The 21,985-nt window shown below is 70.6% G+C and carries 21 protein-coding genes; 12 read left to right on the forward strand and 9 right to left on the reverse strand.

Annotated features, from left to right (window positions below; translation table 11 throughout):
• Positions 1–46 precede the first annotated feature (46 nt).
• The 4 genes from ABD912_RS22170 to ilvA all read left to right on the forward strand — a co-directional run bounded on the left by ABD912_RS22170 (position 47) and on the right by ilvA (position 4,654).
• The gene (locus tag ABD912_RS22170; protein WP_345154414.1) at positions 47–883 is read left to right on the forward strand and encodes a Bax inhibitor-1/YccA family protein; all 837 of its coding nucleotides are present in this window, start codon (positions 47–49) and stop codon (positions 881–883) included.
• A gap of 239 nt (positions 884–1,122) precedes the next feature.
• Entirely contained in the window at positions 1,123–2,058 is a 936-nt protein-coding gene (locus tag ABD912_RS22175) for an aldose 1-epimerase family protein (RefSeq protein WP_345154416.1), read from the forward strand.
• Positions 2,059–2,101: 43 nt separating this feature from the next.
• Complete coding sequence (locus ABD912_RS22180; RefSeq protein WP_425548128.1) at positions 2,102–3,367, forward strand: AI-2E family transporter; 1,266 nt, start codon at positions 2,102–2,104, stop codon at positions 3,365–3,367.
• 36 nt (positions 3,368–3,403) lie between these two features.
• Entirely contained in the window at positions 3,404–4,654 is a 1,251-nt protein-coding gene (ilvA, locus tag ABD912_RS22185; RefSeq protein ID WP_345154417.1) for a threonine ammonia-lyase, read from the forward strand.
• Between the two features lie 118 nt (positions 4,655–4,772).
• On the opposite strand, the gene greA is transcribed toward ilvA, so the two are convergent.
• On the reverse strand, positions 4,773–5,264 hold the full coding sequence (gene greA, locus ABD912_RS22190) for a transcription elongation factor GreA (RefSeq protein WP_345154419.1): 492 nt from the start codon (positions 5,262–5,264) through the stop codon (positions 4,773–4,775).
• A gap of 222 nt (positions 5,265–5,486) precedes the next feature.
• Entirely contained in the window at positions 5,487–5,936 is a 450-nt protein-coding gene (locus ABD912_RS22195) for a DUF4307 domain-containing protein (protein WP_345154421.1), read from the reverse strand.
• 61 nt (positions 5,937–5,997) lie between these two features.
• On the opposite strand from ABD912_RS22195, the gene mca reads away from it, so the two are divergent.
• From mca to ABD912_RS22210, 3 genes are all read left to right on the forward strand, one after another.
• Positions 5,998–6,915 (forward strand): mycothiol conjugate amidase Mca, encoded by a 918-nt coding sequence (gene mca, locus ABD912_RS22200; protein WP_345154422.1) that lies wholly within the window; start codon positions 5,998–6,000, stop codon positions 6,913–6,915.
• 46 nt (positions 6,916–6,961) lie between these two features.
• Entirely contained in the window at positions 6,962–7,273 is a 312-nt protein-coding gene (locus ABD912_RS22205; RefSeq protein WP_345154424.1) for a hypothetical protein, read from the forward strand.
• Between the two features lie 153 nt (positions 7,274–7,426).
• Positions 7,427–9,763 (forward strand): thioredoxin domain-containing protein, encoded by a 2,337-nt coding sequence (locus tag ABD912_RS22210; RefSeq protein WP_345154425.1) that lies wholly within the window; start codon positions 7,427–7,429, stop codon positions 9,761–9,763.
• A 3-nt stretch (positions 9,764–9,766) separates the two neighbouring features.
• On the opposite strand, the gene trhA is transcribed toward ABD912_RS22210, so the two are convergent.
• Positions 9,767–10,435, reverse strand: a complete 669-nt coding sequence (trhA, locus tag ABD912_RS22215) for a PAQR family membrane homeostasis protein TrhA (RefSeq protein ID WP_345154426.1) — start codon at positions 10,433–10,435, stop codon at positions 9,767–9,769.
• 170 nt (positions 10,436–10,605) lie between these two features.
• On the opposite strand from trhA, the gene ABD912_RS22220 reads away from it, so the two are divergent.
• Together ABD912_RS22220 and ABD912_RS22225 are read left to right on the forward strand one after the other, a co-directional pair.
• Positions 10,606–11,367, forward strand: coding sequence for an isoprenyl transferase (locus ABD912_RS22220; RefSeq protein WP_345154428.1), 762 nt, complete (start codon positions 10,606–10,608; stop codon positions 11,365–11,367).
• 396 nt (positions 11,368–11,763) lie between these two features.
• Complete coding sequence (locus ABD912_RS22225; protein WP_345154468.1) at positions 11,764–13,119, forward strand: PhoH family protein; 1,356 nt, start codon at positions 11,764–11,766, stop codon at positions 13,117–13,119.
• A gap of 191 nt (positions 13,120–13,310) precedes the next feature.
• On the opposite strand, the gene ABD912_RS22230 is transcribed toward ABD912_RS22225, so the two are convergent.
• On the reverse strand, positions 13,311–14,228 hold the full coding sequence (locus ABD912_RS22230; RefSeq protein ID WP_345154431.1) for a hypothetical protein: 918 nt from the start codon (positions 14,226–14,228) through the stop codon (positions 13,311–13,313).
• A 95-nt stretch (positions 14,229–14,323) separates the two neighbouring features.
• Between ABD912_RS22230 and ABD912_RS22235 the strand changes: the two genes are divergently transcribed.
• Complete coding sequence (locus ABD912_RS22235; RefSeq protein ID WP_345154433.1) at positions 14,324–14,830, forward strand: A24 family peptidase; 507 nt, start codon at positions 14,324–14,326, stop codon at positions 14,828–14,830.
• Positions 14,830–15,366 carry an NUDIX hydrolase gene (locus ABD912_RS22240; RefSeq protein ID WP_345154435.1) on the forward strand — a complete coding sequence of 179 codons (537 nt, stop codon included), beginning with the start codon at positions 14,830–14,832 and terminating at the stop codon, positions 15,364–15,366. Before ABD912_RS22235 ends, ABD912_RS22240 begins: the two co-directional genes overlap by 1 nt.
• Here ABD912_RS22240 and ABD912_RS22245 read toward each other — a convergent pair.
• The 5 genes from ABD912_RS22245 to ABD912_RS22265 form a co-directional block, all read right to left on the reverse strand.
• Positions 15,363–17,054, reverse strand: a complete 1,692-nt coding sequence (locus ABD912_RS22245) for an MDR family MFS transporter (RefSeq protein ID WP_345154438.1) — start codon at positions 17,052–17,054, stop codon at positions 15,363–15,365. The genes ABD912_RS22240 and ABD912_RS22245 overlap by 4 nt on opposite strands.
• Before the next feature lie 99 nt (positions 17,055–17,153).
• On the reverse strand, positions 17,154–17,801 hold the full coding sequence (locus ABD912_RS22250) for a TetR/AcrR family transcriptional regulator (RefSeq protein WP_345154440.1): 648 nt from the start codon (positions 17,799–17,801) through the stop codon (positions 17,154–17,156).
• 132 nt (positions 17,802–17,933) lie between these two features.
• Positions 17,934–19,352 carry a class II fumarate hydratase gene (locus ABD912_RS22255; protein WP_345154442.1) on the reverse strand — a complete coding sequence of 473 codons (1,419 nt, stop codon included), beginning with the start codon at positions 19,350–19,352 and terminating at the stop codon, positions 17,934–17,936.
• A gap of 72 nt (positions 19,353–19,424) precedes the next feature.
• Entirely contained in the window at positions 19,425–20,060 is a 636-nt protein-coding gene (locus ABD912_RS22260; RefSeq protein WP_345154443.1) for a carbonic anhydrase, read from the reverse strand.
• Positions 20,061–20,091: 31 nt separating this feature from the next.
• The gene (locus tag ABD912_RS22265) at positions 20,092–20,772 is read right to left on the reverse strand and encodes a DUF4245 domain-containing protein (protein ID WP_345154446.1); all 681 of its coding nucleotides are present in this window, start codon (positions 20,770–20,772) and stop codon (positions 20,092–20,094) included.
• Positions 20,773–20,967: 195 nt separating this feature from the next.
• Here ABD912_RS22265 and glpX point away from each other — a divergent pair.
• Positions 20,968–21,985: class II fructose-bisphosphatase (glpX, locus tag ABD912_RS22270; protein ID WP_345154448.1), on the forward strand; the 1,018-nt coding region annotated here is incomplete at its 3' end.

Genomic DNA, 21,985 nt, shown 5'->3' on the forward strand with positions numbered 1-21,985 from the left:
TGTGCCACGTAGGCTACTTTAAACAACCACCAGAGGAGAGATCCGCATGGCACTCGGGGGCAACCCGGTCTTCAACTCGAAGACTTACCGCGAAGAGATCCGTCCCGGCGGCGCGCCGTCGGCCACCCAGGCTCCGCAGCAGTACGGCCAGTACGGCCAGTACGGGCAGCTGAGCCCGCAGCAGCTCCAGGACATGTACAACAAGCCGGCGGCGGGACCCGCGCAGACCGGCCGCATGACGTTCAACGACGTGGTGGCCAAGACCACGCTGACCTTCATCGTGCTGCTCGCCGGCGCGTTCATCGGCTGGCAGATCCCCGCCCTGATGCTTCCGGGCGTGCTGATCGGCCTGGTCCTGGGCCTGGTCAACAGCTTCAAGAAGGAACCGTCGCCGGTCCTGATCCTGCTCTACGCCGCGGCCGAGGGCCTGTTCATCGGCGGCCTCTCCGGGCTGCTGGAGACCATGTACCCGGGCATCGCGGTCCAGGCCGTCGCCGCCACGCTGAGCGTGTTCGCGGTGGTCCTGGTGCTGTACCGCTCCGGCAAGTACCGCGCCACCCCGAAGATGACCCGCATGTTCATGATCGCCATGATCGGCTACCTGGTCTTCGGCGTCGTGAACCTGGTGCTCTCCCTGACGGGGGTGGTCGACGGCATGTTCGGCCTGCGCAGCGGCTGGATCGGCCTGGCCATCGGCGCCTTGGCCGTGCTGCTGGCCACCTACTCGCTGGTGCTCGACTTCACCTCCATCGAGGAGGGCGTCCGCAACGGCGCCCCGGAGAGGTTCGCCTGGATGTGCGCCTTCGGCCTGACCGTCACCATGGTCTGGCTCTACGTGGAGATCCTGCGCATCATCGCGATCATCCGCGAGATGGCGGAGTAGTCCGCAGCGGAACCACAGCACTGAAGGACGACGGCGGAAGGCGACTTCCGCCGTCGTCCTTTCCGTTCCGGCCACGTGCGGCGCCGGAACCGCTAAGCGCGGGGCAGTCGGGTCCCTGCGTGGCGACGAAGTCGACACGAAAGGGCCTGCCCCGCGCGCTAGCGTAAGGCCAGAACCACCATGGGGACAGGGACGTTGGAGGGATTCGAGCAAGGATGGCAGATGAGCGGGAACCGCACATGAGCGGCCAGGAGACAGTCCGGGACACGGGAGCGGCGGTCACGGGGCGCCAGTTCACGATCCGCAACGGCGGGGCGGAGGCGACAATCACCGAGCTGGCGGCCGCCCTGCGCACCTACCGGCGGCAGGGGACCGACCTGGTCCAGCCGTTCTCGGCGGACGAACTGCCGCCGGGGGGATCCGGGATCCTCATGGCCCCGTGGGGCAACCGCGTCCGGGACGGGAAGTGGCTGCTGGACGGCAAGGTGCAGCAGTTGGACCTGACAGAGCCCTCCCGCGGCAACGCCTCGCACGGGCTCCTGCGCAACACCGGCTACGCGGTGGCGTCCGCCGCCCCCGACGCGGTGACCCTGGCCGGCGAGATCTTCCCCCAGCACGGTTTTCCCTTCCGCATGCGGCACACCGCCACCTACGCGCTCGACGCCGGCGGGCACCTGTCGGTGCGCCAGGAACTGGCGAACCTCGGGCGTGCGACGGCCCCGGCGGCCTTCGGCGCCCATCCCTACCTGCGCGTCGGGGACGTCCCGGTGGAGGACCTGGTCCTGACGGTCCGGGGGCAGCGGCGGCTGGTCGCGGACGAACGGCTCATCCCGGTGGGGGAGGAGGCTGTCTCCGGCGACACCGACTTCCGCGGCGGAAAGCGCGTGGGCGACGTGCGCGTCGACGTGGCGATCACGGAACTCGAAGCCGGCCCCGACGGCCGCTACGAGCATGTCCTCGCGGCCCCCGGCGGGCGCAGGGTGGCCCTCTGGGCGGACAAGACATTCCCCTACGCGCATATCTTCGTGACGGACACCTACCGCGGCGAGCCCTTGGCCGTGGCGGTCGAACCGATGAGCGCCCCCGCGGATGCGCTGAACAGTGGACGCTCGCTGGCCTGGCTGGAAACGGGCGAGTCCCTGGTCGGCACCTGGGGAATCAGGTCATGGCTGTGACGCGCCGGCCGTTTCTCTTGGCCCAATGTGTAAGTATGGGCATATGAAGCGCTTCGCAATCCGTGGCATCCGTTCGGGCCAACCGGACTCGGCTGTGCAGGGTCCGGTGGTCGCGCGTCCTGTGGCAGTCCGCCGGGCCGTTTCGCAGCCGGTCGCCGACGCGGCCCGCGACATGCCCTACGGAGTGCGCATCGCCGCAGCCTGGGCCTGGCGGGTCGGGCTCATCATCGCTGTCAGCGGCATCGTCGTCTGGCTGCTGTCCCAGGTGTCGCTGCTGGTCATTCCGGTCATGATCGCGGCCCTGCTCTCCGGCCTGCTCTCCCCGGCCGTCGTGTTCCTGCGCCGCTGGCACGTGCCCAACGGCCTGGCCACGGGCCTGACGATCGTGGCCTTCCTGGGCCTGATCGTCGGGGCGCTCTCGATCGTCGGACGGACCCTGGCCAGCGGCTTCGCAAGCCTGTGGGCCCAGGCCCTGGCCGGCATCTTCCAAGTGGAGGCCTGGCTCTCCCAGGGACCGCTGCAGCTGACCAACGCCCAGATCAACCAGTACATCGACAGCGCACTGAAGCAGTTGCAGAGCAACAGCTCCTCGATCCTCAGCGGCGCGCTCTCCTGGGGCACCACGGTCGGGCACTTCGCCGCGGGCCTGCTGCTGACTCTGTTCGCGCTGATCTTCTTCCTGCTTGAGGGCAACCGCATCTGGAGCTTCCTGGTGGGCCTGATGCCCCGCACCGCCCGGGCGGCCACTGACGGCGCCGGGCGCCGGGGCTGGAGCAGCCTGGTCAACTATGTCCGGGTCCAGCTTTTCGTCGCCTTCATCGACGCCGTGGGCATCGGCCTGGGCGCGTTCATCCTCGGCGTCCCGCTCGCCCTGCCCCTGAGCGTGCTGGTGTTCATCGGCTCGTTCATCCCGATCCTCGGCGCGCTCTTCACCGGCGCGATCGCCGTGCTGTTGGCCCTGGTGGCCAACGGCTGGGTGAACGCACTGATCATGCTCGCGATCGTGCTGGTGGTCCAGCAAGCCGAATCGCACATCCTCCAGCCGCTGATCATGGGCAAGGCCGTCAGCCTGCACCCGCTCGCGGTGGTGCTGGCGGTGGCCGGAGGCTCCATGGTCGCCGGCATCCCCGGCGCCCTGTTTGCGGTCCCGGCGATGGCCATCCTCAACACCGTGGTGCGCTACATCGCGGCCCGCGGCTGGGAAGCGCAGCCCGCCCCCGTGGTGGGCCCGCCGCCGGCGTCCGATCCCGAGGCGGCCCCGGCCGACCTCGACGGCGAGGCCACGCGGCCCACTGCCACCACCTCCTAACGCCCCACTCCCAGTCCACGTTCCAGAAGGTCCCCGATGTTCCAAAAGACCCAACTGCCCGTCACCCTCGCCGACGTCGAGGCCGCCCGCACCGTGCTCGAGGGCGTCGTCGAATACACCCCGGTCCAGCACTCGCGGGCCCTGGGCCTGGCCACCGGATCCGAGGTTTTCCTCAAGTGCGAGAACCTCCAGCGGGCCGGCTCCTTCAAGGTGCGCGGCGCCTACGTGCGCATGGCCAAGCTCAGCCCCGAGGAGAAGGCCCGCGGCGTGGTGGCGGCCTCCGCCGGCAACCATGCCCAGGGCGTGGCCCAGGCGGCCAAGCGCCTGGGCATCAAGGCCCGCATCTACATGCCGCTCGGCGTCGCGCTGCCCAAGCTGACCGCCACCCGGGACCACGGCGCCGAGGTCATCCTGCACGGGCACAACGTGGACGAGGCGCTGGCCGAGGCGCAGCGCTACGCGGAGAGCAGCGGGGCGGTGTTCGTCCCGCCCTACGACGACCCGGACATCATCGCCGGCCAGGGCACGATCGGGCTGGAGCTGCTGGAGCAGCTCCCCGACGTCGACACGGTGCTTATGGGCGTCGGCGGCGGCGGCCTGCTGGCCGGCGTGGCCGTGGCGATCAAGGCCAAGGCCGCCGAGCTCGGCCGCGAGATCAAGGTCATCGGCGTGCAGGCGGAGAACGCGGCCGCGTACCCGCCCTCCCTCGCGGCGGACGCCCTGGTCCCGCTGGAGCGCGTCTCAACAATCGCCGACGGCATCGCGGTCGGCCGGCCCGGCCAGCTGCCGTTCCAGATCATCCGCGAACTGGTGGACGACGTCATCACGGTCAGCGAGGACTCCCTGGCCGCCGCCCTGGTGTTCCTGCTCGAGCGCTCCAAGCTGGTGGTGGAGCCCGCCGGCGCGGTGGGCGTCGCGGCCTTGCTCGACGGCAAGCTCGAGGAGATCGGCGTCCACCCGAAGAAGGTCGCGGTCATCCTCTCCGGCGGCAACATCGACCCGCTGCTGATGCTCAAGGTCATCCAGCGCGGCCTGTCCGTGGCCGGCCGCTACCTGACCGTGCGCATCATGCTCGACGACCGCCCGGGCTCCCTGGCCACGATCTCGCGCGTCATCGCCGAATCCGACGCCAACGTCACCCGCGTGGACCACACCCGGATCGGCGGCGCGCTGAGCATGGGCGATGTCGCGATCACCATCGACATGGAGACCAAGGGCCACACCCACTCGGAGCAGGTCCTGCAGAACCTGCGCGCCGAAGGCTTCCAGCCGGTCGTCGTCCACTAGCGCGCGGGGCAGCAGGCCCCTGCTGCCCCGCGCTGGCGGGGGACGGCCGGCAACGCGAAAGGCCGGCGTCACCGGGGCTGCCCGGGACGCCGGCCTTTCGCCGTGCGGTGCGGTTCCGCTAGCCGGTGTACGGCTTGGCGGAAAGGATCTCCACCGAGATCTCGCGGCCATTCGGCGCGGTGTAGCTCAGCTTGTCGCCGGCCTTCTTGCCGTGCACGGCGGCGCCGATCGGGGACTTCTCGCTGTAGACGTCCAGATCGGAATCGCCCGCCACCTCGCGGGAACCGAACAGGAACACGGTCTTGTCCCCGGCGATGACCGCCTCGACCAGCATGCCGGGCTCGACGATGCCGTCGTCGGCCGGGGCCTCGCCCACGTGGGCCTTGCCCAGCATGTCCTTGAGGTACGCGATGCGTGCCTCGGCCTTGCCCTGCTCTTCCTTGGCGGCGTGGTAGCCGCCGTTCTCCTTCAGGTCACCCTCGGAGCGGGCCTGCTCGATGCGCGCCACGATCTCCGCCCGGCCGGGACCGGACAGGTGCTCGAGTTCGGCGGTCAGGCGCGCGAACGCCTCCTGGGTGAGCCAGACAACAGGTTCGTTGGTGGTGGTCACGGGCTTCTCCTTGGTAGTGACGGGCCTGCCGATCCGTGGACCGGTCGACGCAACTTTCCCGCCTGCGCGAAAGTCTTCCGCAAGCAAAGACCCCGCCTGTGCCGGTGATGAACCTCGGTCCGTCACCAGCATCCGGCGGGGTGGATCGTATTCGGTAGATATTAGCCCCACTTTGGTCCCGCCCCAAGAAGGCGGGGCCCGGGAGGGGTGCCGCGTCGCGAGCTAGTCCAGTTTCCAGCAGCCGCCGATGCCGCCGGTGGTGCCCAGCGCCTCGGTGCGCAGTTCCACGGTGCGGCGCACCTTTTCGCGGCCGGACCCCTCCCCGGCCTCGAACACCACGGACTTCCATCCCACCACCGCATAGCTGTCGTCGAGGACCCTCACGGCGCACTCCACGCGGTCCGCGGCGTTGCGTTCCATGTCGAAGGTGACGGTCGCGCCGGTGGGGGAGAGGATGTCGAAGGCGATGTCCTTGGAGGTCACCTTGGATCCGTCCGTGAACGAAAAGAAGCCGGCCGCGACGACGGCGACGGCCAGCACGGCGGCAATGATGACGTTGCGTTGGCGCTTGCCCAAGGCCCGCTTGGGCGTGCCATAGCGATTGGCTACGCTGGGTTCGGACGTAGCACCGGAAGGCGTGGCGCTGGCAGGTGCCGTTCGGTGGGGGTTCATCCCCACCATTCTACGTCCCCGCCGCGGCCGACCGTGCCGCCGCCGAAGGGAGCAACAGCTAGTGGAACAGCCGCGGACCCGGTCCGTCCCGCCCTCCGATGGCCTGCGCCTGCTGGCCGTCCATGCGCACCCGGACGACGAGTCCAGCAAGGGTGCCGCCATGATGGCCGCCTACGCGCACGCCGGGGCCGAAGTCATGGTGGCGACCTGCACCGGCGGCGAGCGCGGGGACATCCTCAATGCCGCCGTCGGCTCGCTGGCCCGCGCCCATCGCGACCTGGCCGGGCTGCGCCGGGAGGAAATGGCCGAGGCCGCGCAGATCCTCGGGATCCGGCACCGCTGGCTCGGCTTCGTGGATTCGGGCCTGCCCGAGGGCGAGCCGATGCCGCCGCTGCCTTACGGCTGCTTCGCCGTCCAGCCGCTCGAGCGCGCCGCCGAGCCGCTGGTGCGGCTGGTGCGCGAATTCCGCCCGCACGTGGTCATCTCCTACGACGAGAACGGCGGCTACCCGCATCCGGACCACATCCAGGCGCACCTGGTCGCCGTGGAGGCGTTCGGCGCCGCCGGCGACCCGGAGCGCTACCCCGGGGCCGGCCCGGCCTGGGCCCCGCGGAAGCTGTACTACGACCACTCTTTCAACCCGCAGCGCTTCCGGGCCCTGCACCACGCGATGGAGGAGGCCGGACTCGAATCGCCCTACGCGGAGCGTGTCCGGGCCTGGGAGGAGAACCCGGGGACCGAGATGTTCGGCTGGGCGAGTCCGCACGAAACCACTACGCGGATCGAATGCGCGGAATTCTTTGGGCATCGGGACCGGGCCCTGCTGGCCCACCGCACGCAGATCGACCCGGACGGCTTTTTCTTCAAGGTTCCCACCGAGCTCGCCGCGCGCCACTGGCCGTGGGAGGACTACACGCTGGTGGAGTCGGCCGTGGAAACCTCCCTGCCGGAGAGCGACCTGTTCGCCGGGTTAAGATAGTGGGGTGCCGGCGCCGCCGGCGGACCCGAAGAAAGAGCCTTCCGAAGTGAACCTCCTGCACCTGATCGCCACGACCGCGACCCAGACCGACGACGCCGCACGCGAAATCGGCCCGGGATTCGTGGGGTTCGTGTTCACCGCTTTCGTGGCGATCGGCGTGATCCTGCTGGCGCGTGACATGCAGCGCCGCATCCGCCGGGTGCGCTACATGAGCGAGACCGAGCAGCGCCAGCAGGACATGGTCGAGCGCGGCCGCGAACTGCAGCCCGACGACGACGCTCCCGCACCGCGCGTGGACAAGCAACGCCCGGGCACTGAAGGCACCGGCCAAACGACCGGCGGCGACTCCGCCCGCTAGCACGCGGGGCAGGCCCTATCGTGTCGACTTCGTCGCCACGCAGGGACCCTGCTGCCCCGCGCTTACCGGGGCAGGCCCTATCCTTGCCGTGCCCGATGTGCTGGACTTGAGGCGCCACACATCCAGGCGCCGCATTCCAGGCAAGGAACACCCATGGCCGAACGCATCGCCCACGCCGCGTCCGCCTACCTGCGCCAGCACGCGCACCAGCCGGTCGACTGGTGGCCCTTCGGGCCCGAGGCCTTCGCCGCGGCCGCGGAGCGCGACGTCCCCGTCTTCCTCTCCATCGGCTACGCGGCGTGCCACTGGTGCCATGTTATGGCCGCCGAGTCCTTCGACGACCCGGTCACCGCCGAATACCTGAACGCCCACTTCGTCCCCGTCAAGGTGGACCGCGAGGAGCGTCCCGACGTCGACGCGGTCTACATGGCCGCCACCCAGACCCTGACCGGGCAGGGCGGGTGGCCGATGAGCGTTTTCGCCCTGCCCGACGGCCGGGCGATCCACGCCGGCACCTACTTCCCGCCTCTCCCGCACCCCGGCGTGCCCGCCTTCCGGCAGGTCCTGGCGGCCGTCGTTGAGGCCTGGGCGCAGCGGCGGGAGGACCTGCTGCGGCACGCCGAGGCGCTGGCCGAGCACATCGGATCCGTCACCGACGCGCAACGTGGACTGCTGGGACTGGGCGGTCTGCCGGCCATCCCCGAAGCCGCCGCGACGGGACCGGCAGGGCCGGTGTCCGATGCGGCGGTGGCGGCGGCCGTCGCGGCCCTGGCCGGCAGCGAGTCCCCGGAGGGCGGGTTCTCGCCGGCACCGAAGTTCCCGCCGTCGTCCGCGCTGGACTTCCTGCTCCAGTGCGCCGCCTCCGGGACGGAAACGGCCGGCGCGGCGGCCGGACTGGCGGACCGCACGCTGGAGGCCATGGCACTGTCCGCCCTGTACGACCACGTCGGGGGCGGATTCGCCCGCTACTGCGTCGACGCGCGCTGGCGGGTTCCCCACTTCGAGAAGATGCTCTACGACAACGCCCAACTGCTGCGCCACTACTCCCGGTGGGCCGTGCAGGCGGACGATCCGGCCCACCGCGCCCTGGGCCGGCGCGTGGCGGCGGGGACCGCCGCCTGGCTGGCGGGAAGCATGGCGGTGGACGGGCCGGGGCTGGCCTCCTCGCTGGATGCCGACACCGTCATGGCCGACGGGCGCCACGTGGAGGGCGGCACCTACCTGTTCACCCGTGCCGAGCTGGCGGCGGCGTTCCCTGACGAGTACCCGGTGCTGGAGCCGCTCCTGGACGGGGAACCCGTGGAAGGTCCCGGCGGGACCGGCGGGCCCGGTGGCACGGGCGGGCTGGGCGGGGACGTCCCGCGGACGCTGGCGTTCGACCGGCTCCCCACGGAGGAGCAGTGGCGGGCCTGGGAGCGCGCGCGCCCCCAACTGGACCGGATCCGGGCGGCACGGCCGCAGCCGGGCCGCGACGCCAAGGTGGTCGCCGCGTGGAACGGGCTGGCCGTTCAGGCGCTGGCGCAGGCCGGCCTGCTGCTGGGGGAGCCGGGGATGGTGCGCCTGGCCCAGGACGTGGCCGGGTACCTCTGGCGGGTCCATTGGAGCGAAGCGGAGGGGGCCGCTGCCGAAGCTGACGGGTCCGGCGCCGAACCCGGCGCGGCTGAAACCGAAACCGGCGCGGCGGGCGGGCCGGCAGGACGGCTGGCGCGGGTCTCCTACGACGGCCGTCCCTCCGGGGCGGGCATGCTGGAGGACTATGCCGCCGTTGCGCTGGGATTCCAGGCCGTGGCCGCCGCAACCGGACAGCGGGAATGGATCCGGCGGGCCGGCGCGGTCCTGGAGGCCGCCGAAGGACTGTTCGTGCCGGACGGACAACCCCGCGACACCGCCGGGGACGATCCGCTCCTGTCCCAGGCCCGGGGCGGCCGGGTGCCGGTGGAACCGCTCGACGACGTGGTCCCCGGCGGAGTGGGGCTGCTGGCCGCCGCCCTGCTGGAGCAGGCCGGGCTCGATGCAGCCCCCGGGCTGGGGGACACGGAGGTGGCTCCAGTGGACCGGACCGACGGGGAAACGGAGCCGGCAGGGGGAAACGCGGGCAAGGAGAACACTGCCAAGGGAAGCACGCCCGAGGCGGACCGGTTCCGGCGGGCTGCCGCGCGCGGACGCCTGGCAGCCGATCTGGTCCGGTTTGCCGAAGGGGTGGGCCCTCGGGCGCCCGGCGCCACCGGAACGGCGCTGGCGGTGGCGCTGAGGCTGCGCCACGGCACCGGAACGGAGGTGGTCGCCGTCGGCGGGGACGCCGGGGAACGCGAGCGGTGCCGCCGGGCCGGGCTGCTGGCTGGAGCCGTGCTGCCGCCGGCGGAGGGGTGGCCGGCCGCGCCGGACGGAACCCTGCGCATCTACCTGTGTCGGGGCGGGGTCTGCGAGGCCCCGTTCGGCTCCGTCGGGGAGCTGGAAGCGGCTCTGTTCGGGGTTGACCCGGGGGCATAAGGGTCAGCGGACCGCGAGGACGGCGATCATGATCGCGATGAAGTGGCAAGTGAACCCGGCCACGGTGAACGCATGGAACAGTTCGTGGAAGCCGAACCAGTCCAGGTGGATGTTGGGCCGCCGGAGCGCGTAGAAGACCGCGCCGGCGATGTAGAACGCTCCGCCCACGCAGATGAGCACGGCAGCGGCCGGGCTGGCCGCGAAGAAGTCTCCGATGAAGAGGAGCGCGCCCAGGCCCAGTGCGATGTAGACCGGGACGTAGAGCCAGCGCGGGGCGTTCGTCCACAGGACGCGGAACAGCACCCCCAGCAGCGCGCCGGACCAGACCAGGGTCAGCAGCAGGCTCGCCTTGTCCGGCGGCAGCAGGGCCCAGGCCAGGGGCGTGTAGGAGCCGGCGATCACCAGCATGATGTTGGTGTGGTCCAGGCGCTTGAGGACCAGCCTCACCCGGGGCGACCAGTTGCCGCGGTGGTAGATCGCACTCACGGTGAACAGCAGCAGCCCCGTCAGCGCGTACACCGCGGAGACCAGCTTCCCGCCGGGCGTGGGAGCCAGCGCCACCAGGACGATGCCCGCGGCCAGTGCTAGCGGGGCCATGGCGGCATGGATCCAGCCGCGCAGCCGGGGCTTGATCTCGGGGGACAGGACCCGTTCGGGGGGCTTGGCGGCCATGGCGAAATTCTAGCCTACGCATGGGTAACCCTCCGGACCCGAAGCAGGCCGACGCCGGCACGGGCCGGGCGTGTCCGGCGTCGCGTCCGGCCGGTCGTTCCCCGCGCCGCGGAACCGGTAGCGTTGGACGTGCGGGCGCCAGGGCCCGCGGTCAACGCGAGGAGGATGCGGTGGAGCTTCCGGCGTTCGTGTACGGAATATACGCGCGGAAGATGGTGCGGGAACTGTCGGCGGGAAAGCTGCCGCGGCACATCGGCGTCGTGGTGGACGGCAACCGCCGGTGGGCCAAGCTGGCCGGTGCGCCCACGGCCCACGGCCACCAGGTCGGGGCGGACAAGATCGTCGAATTCCTGGGCTGGTGCGCCGACCTGAAGATCGAGGTCGTCACCCTCTACATGCTCTCCACCGACAACATGAGCCGCTCCAGCGACGAGCTGGAGCAGCTGATGGGCATCATCGCCAACATGCTGGACCGGCTGGCCGAATCCGGGAACCTGAGGGTGCAGCCGGTCGGGGCGCTCGAGCTGCTGCCGGCCTCCCTCTCCGCCAAGCTGGACCGGCTGGCCGAAACGACAGGGAGCGCCACCGGACTGCACGTGAACGTGGCCGTCGGCTACGGGGGCCGGCGCGAAATCGTCGACGCGGTGAAGGAATTGCTTCGCGACGCCGACGCGCGGGGGATGACCGCGGCCCAGGTCGCCGACACCCTCGATGCGGACCGGATTTCCCGCTACCTCTACACCCGGGGCCAGCCCGACCCGGACCTGCTCATCCGCACCTCGGGCGAGCAGCGGCTCTCCGGATTCCTGACGTGGCAGAGCGCCTACAGCGAGTTCTACTTCTGCGAGGCGCTGTGGCCGGACTTCCGCAAGATCGACTTCCTGCGCGCCCTGCGCGACTTCGAGAACCGCCAGCGCCGCTTCGGTTCCTAGCAGCGGTAACGGTATCGGCACGGACCGCCGGGTCCGTTTCCGGCCGCGCAGCGGACCCTCGAAGGGCACCATCCAGCAGCGTCCCGCCTTGTCAATCAGCCTATCCCGCACCTGTCGGAGATCGGCATCCGTTCATCAGGATTTAACCGTTCCGTGACCTCCGTGGAGGCTTTGCGGGCGTAATTTTGGCTTATCGGACGGCACCGTGCCGCACCGATCGGAAAGGCCGCCAGTGGGGATGATTCTCTCGCTCGGAAGGGGCCGGACCGGCCCCGCGGCCGGTCCGTATCCCGCACCGAGACAGATGTAGGGTTCCGGCCCTGGTTGGGAGACATCGTGGCAGCAAAGACCCAAACCGCATCCCGCAGCGCACGGACCGCACCCTCCGCGGTCCGCATGGAGACTGCGACCCGGAATGATGCGGACGCCGCGGTGGCGGGGGCCACCGCTGAACGGCTGAGCGTGGGCGAGAAGTCGTACGTGCTCGACACCTCCGTGCTGATCGCCGACCCGCGCGCCGTCCTTCGCTTCGCCGAGCACGAGGTGATCGTGCCGATCGTGGTGATCTCGGAACTGGAGAAGAAGCGCCAGGACCCCGAGGTCGGCTTCTTCGCCCGCACCGCGCTGCGCCTGCTGGACCAGCTCCGGGTGGAGCACGACGGGCTCGACAAGCCGCTGCCGCTGGCTGGCGGCGGCTCGCTGCGGATCGAACTCAACCACGTCTCCACCGACGTGCTGCCGGTGGGCTTCCGCGGCAGCGACAACGATTCGCGCATCCTCGCGGTGGCGAAGAACTTCAGCGACGAGGGGCGCGACGTCACGGTGGTCTCCAAGGACCTGCCGATGCGCGTCAAGGCCTCCGCGATGGGGCTGCAGGCCGACGAGTACCGCAACGAGCTGGTCAAGGACTCCGGCTGGACCGGGGTCGCGGAGGTCGTCGTCCCCGACGAGGACGTCGCCGCGCTCTACAACAACGAGCCGGTGGCCATCGCCGCGGCGGCCGACGAGCCCGTGAACACCGGCCTGGTGGTCCTTTCCAACCGCGGCTCCGCGCTGGGCCGGGTGGGCGCCGACGGGCTGGTGCGCCTGGTCCGCGGCGACCGCGACGTGTTCGGGCTGCACGGGCGCTCCGCGGAGCAGCGGCTGGCGATCGACCTGCTCGCCGACCGGGAGGTCGGGATCGTCTCCCTCGGCGGGCGCGCCGGCACCGGAAAGTCGGCGCTGGCCCTGTGCGCCGGGCTCGAGGCCGTTATGGAGCGCCGGGAGCACCGCAAGGTCGTCGTCTTCCGCCCGCTCTACGCGGTGGGCGGGCAGGAGCTTGGCTACCTGCCCGGCAGCTCGGACGAGAAGATGAACCCTTGGGCGCAGGCCGTCTTCGACACCCTGGGGGCGCTGGTTTCAGAGAACGTGATGGAGGAGGTCATCGACCGGGGCATGCTGGAGGTCCTCCCGCTGACCCACATCCGCGGCAGGTCCCTGCACGATTCGTTCGTGATCGTCGACGAGGCGCAGTCCCTGGAAAAGAACGTCCTGCTGACGGTGATGAGCCGCATCGGACAGAACTCCCGGATCGTGCTCACCCACGACGTCGCGCAGCGCGACAACCTGCGCGTGGGCCGCCACGACGGCATCGCCGCCGTGGTGGAGAAGCTCAAGGGGCACCAGCTGTTCGGTCATGTCACGCTGACCCGTTCCGAGCGGTCCCCGATCGCCGCCCTGGTCACCGACATGCTCGAGGACAACCTCTACTAGCCGGTCTCCGAACGGAAGGAAGGGAACAAGCCCAAAGCGAACGCAACGACGCCGGCAGGTACCGCCTGCCGGCGTCGTTCCGTGCGCGCCCCAAGGATTTTGCTATCCCTCTGGCAGTGTTCCCGAGATATTGCCATCCGCAGTGAGCAAGATCCCGCCGACACTGCCCGGAAGCGAGCAAAATCCTGGGGTCAGGAGGGCTGGGGGCCGTGGCCGACGACCCACGGGACGTGGCGGCGCACGTCGGTGAGGTTGGCCGGGTGCTCCACGAAGAGGTCATCCAGCATGTACTCGTCCACGCCGAGGATGTGAAGGTCGTGCCCGCTGCCCGCGGCCGGGCCTTCGAGGACCTCGCTGGAGACGCACACCGCCGTCACCGCGTCGATGCGGACCCGGGTGCGGTACGGACCGAGCAGCGGATGGCCCGCCACCGCGGCCCGGTACGTCCGGTTGGGGGCGAGCACCGCCTCGAACACGGCACGGCCCGCGTGGGTGGTCTCCTCCAGCCCCAGCACCCGCACGGCGTTGGAGAAGGGCAGTTCGGTGGGGGCCGGTTCGGTGCCGCCCAGTTCCACGGGGTCCAGCACCGCCGCCCAGCGCGGATCGCCGAACGAGGGGTCCCCGTAGGCCGCCTCCGGACGGCGCCGGACCAGGCCGTCGTCGTCGTACACCGGCGTGGTCAGCTGCGGGGGGAGCATCCAGGAGGTGCGCGTCCCCACCGCATAGAAGAGGCTGCGCGAGGCGTTGATGCGCGTGGTGCTGTGCAGCAGGTGCCCGTCCAGCGTCTCCACCCGCAGCGCGTTCGGCCGGCGCAGCCACGCCCGCACCCGGGTGGGCGCGGCCTCGGGAACCGGACCGGCGGCCCCGGCCGGCGTCCCGGGAGCGGCACCTGACCCGAATCCCTCGATCCCGAACCATGCGACCTCGAAGCGCAGCGTGTTCCACCGCCACGGCGAGGACCGGCACAGCCGGCGGAACGCGGCCGTCCGCTCCCGCGAGATCCCCGGATCCGGGAAGGGGCGCCGATTCGGGGAGGGGATGGGGTTCGGTGAGGGGACAGGGCTCGGGGAGGGAACGGAGTGCGGCCGCGGGGCGGCGGGGTTCGCCATGCCCACAGTGTAGGTCAGGGCGCGCCGGGCTGGACCTGCCGAACTGCTGCGTGCCGGAGAGCGGGCGCCGCGGGACGCTGGGGTAGCGTGGGGCCATGATCGACGCCCTCGGCGCCCTCCGTGCGGACCATCCGGCCGCCGTCGTGCCCCTGGCCCTGGCCCTGCTGCTGTTCGTGGTCAACGGGGCCAGGCTGGCCTGGATCGATGCGCGCACCCGCCTGTTGCCCAACCGCATCATCTTCCCCTGGTACCCGGCAGCGCTGGTGCTGCTCGGGGCGGCGGCGGCGCTCTCCGCCGACTGGGGCGCGCTGCTGCGCCTGGCCCTGGCCGGGATCGCCCTGTTTGCCTTCTACCTGCTCCTGCATCTGGTGCAGCCCGGCGGCATGGGGATGGGGGACGTGAAGCTGGCAGGGATTCTGGGGATGTACCTGGGCTTCCTGACCTGGGAGCACCTGATGCTGGCCACCTTGGCGACGTTTGTGCTGGGCGGGCTGTTCGGGATCGCGATGATCGTCGCCCGCCGGGGCACCCGCAAGTCCGCGTTCGCGTTCGGGCCCTTCATGGTGGTCGGGACCGCCGCGGCGCTGCTGGTGGCCGGCTGATGCCGATCCCGGACTTCATCCTGGCGCTGCGCGCGAAGATCGGCACCGATCCGCTCTGGCTGCCCGGCGTAAAGGCGGTGGTGCTGCGCCCCGGCGCGCCGGCCGCGGACGACGGCGGCGAAGGCGAAGGCGGGAATGACGGCCCCGGAAACGACGGCGCCGGCGAGGTGCTGCTGGTCCGCCGGGCCGACAACGGCCGGTGGACGCTGCCGGCCGGCATCCTGGAACCGGGCGAGGAACCGGCCCGCGGCTGCGTCCGCGAGGTGCTGGAGGAGACCGGGGTCAGCGCCCGCGTGGTCCGCCTGGCCGGGGTGGGCACCACCGACCCGGTGGTCTACCCCAACGGCGACCAGGCCCAGTACCTGGACGTGGTGTTCGGCCTCGAATACGTGGCCGGGCAGGCCCGCGTGAACGACGACGAGAACACCGACGTGCGCTGGTTCCCGCTGGAGGACCTGCCCGACCTTCCGCCCAAGCACCTCAGGGCCCTGGCCTGGGCGGTGGACCCGGACCCGGCGCCGAAGTTCCTCACCTAGCGCCAGTCGGCCCCCGTGCGGGCGTCCTCGGCAGGATCTTCCTTGCTCGGGGCATCCTCGGGGCGTGCGTTCCCCGACCGCGCGGCCGCCTCGAGGGCCTCGGCCTCGGCGCCGCCGATCGCCTCGCCGCGGGCCACCATGCCGGCGACGTCGGAGAGCGGGATCTGCTTGAGGAACAGGGCCAGCAGGAACGCCAGCGCGATGAACGGGACCAGGTACCAGAACACCGGGGCCAGCGAATCGGCGTAGGCGGTGACGATCGCGTCGCGGACCGGCTCGGGCAGGGCGCTGAGCGCCTGCGGGTCCAGGCTGGCGGTGGCGTTGCCGGCATCCTGCGCGGAGGCCCCGGCGGAGGTGAAGATCCCGGTGAGCTTCTCCGAGAGGTTGTTGGTGAAGATCGCGCCGAAGATCGCCACGCCCAGGGCAGCGCCCACCTCGCGGAAGTAGTTGTTGGTGCTGGTCGCGGTGCCGACCATGGCCGGGTCCACGGCGTTCTGCACCACCAGGACCACCACCTGCATGATCAGGCCCAGGCCCGCGCCGAAAAGGAACATGTAGGCGCAGACCAGCCAGATCGGGGTGTCCGCCGCCAGCGTGGTCATGGCCAGCATCGCCGCGGCCGTCAGCACGGTGCCGGCGATGGGGAAGGGCTTGTACCGGCCGCTCTTGCTGATGGCGATGCCGGACCAGATCGAGGTGCCCATCAGGCCGACCATCATCGGCAGCATCAGCAGGCCGGAGACGGCGGCGGAGGTGCCGGAGGACATCTGCAGGAAGGTCGGCACGAACGCGATGGCGGAGAACATGCCCAGGCCCAGGGTCAGGCCGATCGCGGTGGCGTTCACGAACACCGGGCTGCGGAAGAGCGCCAGCGGGATGATCGGATCCTCCGCGCGGGACTCGACCAGGATGAACAGCGTTGCGGCGACGGCCAGCCCGGCGCCCCACATCCAGGTTTCGGGGGCGGCCCAGCCGTGGTCCTTGTTGCCGCCGAACTCGGAGAAGAACACCAGGCAGGTGGTGGCGGCGGAGAGGAGCACCACGCCGGGGACGTCGATCCGCTTGGTGGCCCGCTTGCCCGGCAGCGTCAGCGCGAACCAGGCGATCGCGAAAGCGGCGATGCCGATCGGAATGTTGATGTAGAAGGCCCACTCCCACGTCAGGTGGTCCACGAAGAAGCCGCCCAGCAGCGGGCCGGCGACCGCGGACAGGCCGAAGATGCCGCCCAGCGGGCCCATGTACTTGCCGCGCTGGTTGGCCGGGACGATGTCCGCGATGATCGCCTGGCTGAGGATCATCATGCCGCCGCCGCCGAGGCCCTGGATGGCACGGAAGACCACGAAGGCCCAGAAGTCGGTGGCCAGGGCGCAGCCCACGGACGCGAGCGTGAACAGCGCGATCGCGACCAGGAACAGGTTGCGCCGGCCCAGCACGTCGCCGAACTTGCCGTAGATGGGCATCACGATGGTGGTGGCCAGCAGGTAGGCGGTGGTGATCCACGCCTGGTTCTCGACACCGCCGAGCTGGCCGACGATGGTCGGCATGGCGGTGGAAACGATGGTCTGGTCCAGGCTGGAGAGCAGCATGCCCGCGATGAGCGCGGAGAAGATGATCCAGATGCGGCGCTGGGTCAGCAGGAGCGGCTGCTCCGTGGCGGGCGGCATCGCGGATCCGGTGGCGGTGGCCATGGGGTCCCTTCGGGGTGGTTGGTTGGTGCGCGGGCGCGCGGCGGCGCCCTGGCGTGGGCGGCTAGGGCTGGGGAGAGGAGGGTGCGGGCGGCGGGCCGGCTAGGGGGAGAGGTCCTGGCGGAACAGTTCCTGCGCGCCGGCCAGCAGCTCGGTGAGGATCTCGGCATGGGGGCGGGTGTTGTCCGCCTGGAAGTACCGGGCCGCGGCCCGGTGCAGGAGGCCGGCGAAGACGACGACGGCGGCCGTCACCACCGGGTGGTCAGCCTCCACGCCCTCGCGGTCGGCGATCAGCTCGGCGAACGCGCGCTCGCGCTCCGGGCCGGTGTGCACGATCCGGGCCAGCAGCTGGGGTTCGCGGTGAATGGCCGTGGCGAAGGCGCACGCCTCCGCCTGGCTGAACCCCGTGCGGCCGGACTGCTCCACGACCATGCGCACCAGGTCCCCCAGCAGGGTGGGGGAGATGCCGGTGCACCCTTTAGGGCGGGCCGCGCGGAACGCGGCGAGGACGTCGTCGTCCAGGCCGTCGTCGGCGTGCCCGACGACGGCGTCCTCCTTGGTGGGGAAGTAGTTGAAGAACGTGCGCCGGGACACCCCGACGCGCTCGCAGAGCTCCTCCACGGTAAAGCCGTGCAGGCCCCGCTGGACGGTCAGCATCCGGGCCTGGGTGGTCAGGTCCGCGCGGGTGCGGGCCTTGCGGCGCTCGCGCACGCCAGCGGGACGCTCCTCGGAACGTGCACTTTCATTCACAAAGTGAAGTTTTGCACTCCGAGGCTTAAAGTGCAAAAAAATGTCCGGACCCAAGCCCCGGCCCGGCGCCCCCGCGGAGCGGGGGACGGCCGGGCCGGGACGTCTAGGGGGGAGGGCCGCCTCCCGGAGGGATTATCGGCCGGAGGGGGAGGTCATGGTGGTGACGTCCAGGGCGGCGTCGAGTTGCTCCACGGTCAGTTCGCCGCGGTCGACGAAGCCCAAGGCCACCGTGGCCTCCCGCACCGTCAGCCCCTCGGCGACGGCCTTCTTGGCGATCTTGGCCGCGTTCTCGTACCCGATGTGCTTGTTCAGCGGGGTCACGATCGAGGGCGAGGCCTCGGCCAGGAAGCGCGCCCGCTCCACGTTGGCGGTGATCCCGTCCACCATCTTGTCCGCCATCACGCGCGAGGTGTTGGCCAGCAGCCTGATGGACTCCAGCAGGTTGGCTGCCATGACGGGGATGCCCACGTTCAGTTCGAAGGCGCCGTTGGTGGAGGACAGGGCGATCGTGGTGTCGTTGCCGACCACCTGGGCGGCAACCATGATGGCGGCCTCGCAGATCACCGGGTTGACCTTGCCCGGCATGATCGAGGATCCCGGCTGGAGGTCCGGGATGGCGATCTCGCCCAGGCCGGTGTTGGGGCCGGAGCCCATCCAGCGCAGGTCGTTGCAGATCTTCATGATCGAGTACGCGATGGTGCGCAGCTGCCCGGACACCTCGACCAGGCCGTCGCGGTTGGCTTGGGCCTCGAAGTGGTTGCGTGCCTCCGTCAGCGGCAGGGCGGTGTCTTCGGCGAGCAGCGCGATGACGCGCTGGGGGAATCCGGCGGGCGTGTTGATCCCGGTGCCGACCGCGGTGCCGCCCAGCGGGACCTCGGCCACGCGCGGCAGGGACGCCTCGATGCGTTCGATGCCGTAGCGGACCTGTGCCGCGTACCCGCCGAACTCCTGGCCCAGCGTCACCGGGGTCGCGTCCATCAGGTGCGTGCGCCCGGACTTGACGACGTCCCTGAACTCCTCGGACTTGCGTTCCAGGGAGGCGGCCAGGTGGTCCAGTGCCGGGACGAGGTCGTTGGCCAGCGCGGAGGCCGCCGCGACGTGCACGGAGGTGGGGAAGACGTCGTTCGAGGACTGGGAGGCGTTGACGTGGTCGTTGGGGTGGACGGTGGTGGAGCTGCCGGCGTCCTTGAGCGCGCGCGTGGCCAGTTCGGCGAGGACCTCGTTCATGTTCATGTTGGAGGAGGTGCCCGAACCGGTCTGGAACACGTCGATGGGGAAGTGCGCATCGAATTCGCCGTCCGCGACGCGGTCCGCCGCCGCGGCGATCGCATCGGCGGTCTCGGCGTCCAGGACGCCCAGGTCCGCGTTGGCCAGCGCGGCGGCCTTCTTCACCCGGGCGAGGGCCTCGATGTGCTTGCGCTCGAGGGTCTTGCCGGAGATGGGGAAGTTTTCCACGGCGCGCTGGGTCTGGGCGCGGTAGAGGGCGTCGGCCGGAACCCGGACCTCGCCCATGGTGTCGTGTTCGATGCGGAAGGCGGCAGAGGAATCCATGGGTTCACCGTACGCCCGACCGCCCGACCGGGGACAGTCCGCCCCGGCCGGGCGAGAACGGTACCGCGGCCGCTACAGGGCCCCGAAGCCGGAGACCATTTCCGCCTTGCCCTCGGCCAGCCGGTAGGTGACGCCGATGACCGCGGTGCGGCCGTCGTCGACCGCCGCGGAGATGACCTTGGACGCGTCGACCATGCGCTGGGTGGTCTGCTGCACGTGCTCGACGACGCTTCCGTTGACGTCCAGGATGCCGTTGCGGTGGGCCGTGATGACCGAGGGGGTGATGCGTTCGACGAGGTCGCGGATGAAGCCCGGGGGCATGATGCCGGTCTCGAAAGCCTCCACGGTGGCGCTCACTGCTCCGCAGCTGTCGTGGCCCAGCACGACAATCAGCGGCACGTTCAGCATCGCCACGCTGTATTCGAGCGAACCCAGCACGGCGTCGTCGATCACGTGCCCGGCGGTGCGGACCACGAACACGTCGCCGAGGCCCACGTCGAAGATGATTTCGGCGGCAAGGCGGGAATCGGCGCAGCCGAAGATCACCGCGAAGGGATTCTGTTGTTCCGCCAGGGACTGGCGGCGTGAGGCGTCCTGGTTGGGGTGGGCGCTGGTTCCGGAGACGAAGCGGTCGTTGCCTTCGCGCAGACGTCGCCAGGCCTGGGCCGGGGTCAGCTGGGTGGGGGTTACGGGCAGATCGTTGCTCATGGGAAAAACATTATCCCTCCCGCGGCGTCGCCTACTTGCCGGCGTCGGCGGGAAGCGCCTTCATGACGGCACGCGCGGCCTCGTCCAGGTCCTCGAAGGAAGACTCCCCGGTCAGCATCACGGTCGCACCATTGCGTTCGAGCAGCAGGGTGCGGTTGCCGCTCTTGTCCCGCAGTTCCCAGTCGGTGCCGTCGACCGTGCGCACGCCGGTGACCGGGGCGAAGTCGGTCTGCTGGGCGATCCAGGACGGGTTGGCGTCGGAGGTCTGCCGCATCCAGATGAAGCCTTCGCGGGTGGTGACGAAGCCGACCTCCCAGAAGGCCACGCCGTCGGCGCCCGCTGAGGTCCAGCGCGCGAAGTTTGCGTACCAGCCCTCGGGCATCACGGGGGCGACGGGAGTGAAGTCGGCGGCTTGGGCGGCCTGCGCGGCGACCTCGGAGACGTTGATGTCCCGCTTGTACGTCCCCTCCCGGTTGGCCGGGTTCATCGCGATCACGGGCAGGGCCACCAGCAGGGTCAGCACCACGGAGATGATCATGCCCTTGAGCGTCTGGTTGGCCCGCTTGGCCTGCGACGGCGTCAGCACCGGCTTGGCGGCCAGGCCCTCCGCGAGGCGATCGGCGCCCTGCGGGGTTTCGCCGGCGGGAGAGGAGGGGGCCGCGGCCTGCTGGGGCGGAGCCTGCGGGGACGGGGTGCTGGGCGCTTCACTCACCCCTCCATTGTCCCCGATCCGGGGACCGCCCGCACACACCCCGCTCCGGCCCCGGCCCCACCCCGGCCAAGCGCCGTCCCGGCCGCGGCGCGGCACGCGGGAGTCGGCCGTCACAGCCGCGGCTCTGGCCCGCAGGGATATGATCGAAGCGACCCCTTTCCGGATACCGCAACCACTCGAAGACGAGGAAGCAACGTGACAGAAGCCACGAACTACGCCCACCTGTCCCCCCGACTTTCTGTCGGGGATGCAGAACCGGACCGCAACCTGGCCCTTGAGCTGGTCCGTGTGACCGAGGCCGCCGCCATTGCGGCCGCGCCGTGGGTTGGCATGGGTGACAAGAACGCGGCCGACGGTGCCGCGGTGGACGCCATGCGCGCCCTGCTCTCCACCGTTTCCATGAACGGCGTGGTCGTCATCGGCGAGGGCGAGAAGGACGAAGCCCCGATGCTTTACAACGGCGAGCGTGTCGGCGAGGGCCACGGCGCCGAGGTCGACGTCGCCGTCGACCCGATCGACGGAACCCGCCTGGCTGCGCTGGGCATCAACAACGCGCTGTCCGTGCTGGCCGTGGCCGAACGCGGCACCATGTTCGACCCCTCCGCCGTGTTCTACATGGAGAAGCTGGTCACCGGCCCCGAGGCCGCCGAGCTCGTCGACCTGCGCCTGCCGGTCAAGCAGAACCTGCACCTGATCGCCAAGGCCAAGGGCAAGAAGATCAGCCAGGTCACGGTGACCATCCTGGACCGCGAGCGCCACCAGCCGCTGATCCAGGAGATCCGCGACGCCGGCGCCCGCACCAAGATCATCATGGACGGCGACGTCGCCGGAGCCATCGCCGCGGCCCGCGAGGGAACCGGCGTGGACGTGCTCATGGGCATCGGCGGAACCCCGGAAGGCATTGTCACCGCCTGCGCCATCAAGAGCCTGGGCGGCGTCATCCAGGGACGCCTCTGGCCGACCAGCGACGAGGAGAAGCAGAAGGCCATCGACGCCGGGCACGACCTCACCCGCGTGCTGTCCACCAACGACCTGGTGACCAGCGAAAACTGCTACTTCGCGGCCACCGGCATCACCGACGGGGACCTGCTGCGCGGCGTGCGCTACCGCAACAAAAAGGTCCTGACCCAGTCGATCGTGATGCGCTCGAAGTCGGGTACCATCCGCTTCGTCGACGGCGAGCACCAGGCCGACAAGTGGGAGGCCTACACCC

This window comes from Arthrobacter ginkgonis (assembly GCF_039540195.1).
In the GTDB taxonomy this organism is placed as follows: domain Bacteria; phylum Actinomycetota; class Actinomycetes; order Actinomycetales; family Micrococcaceae; genus Zafaria; species Zafaria ginkgonis.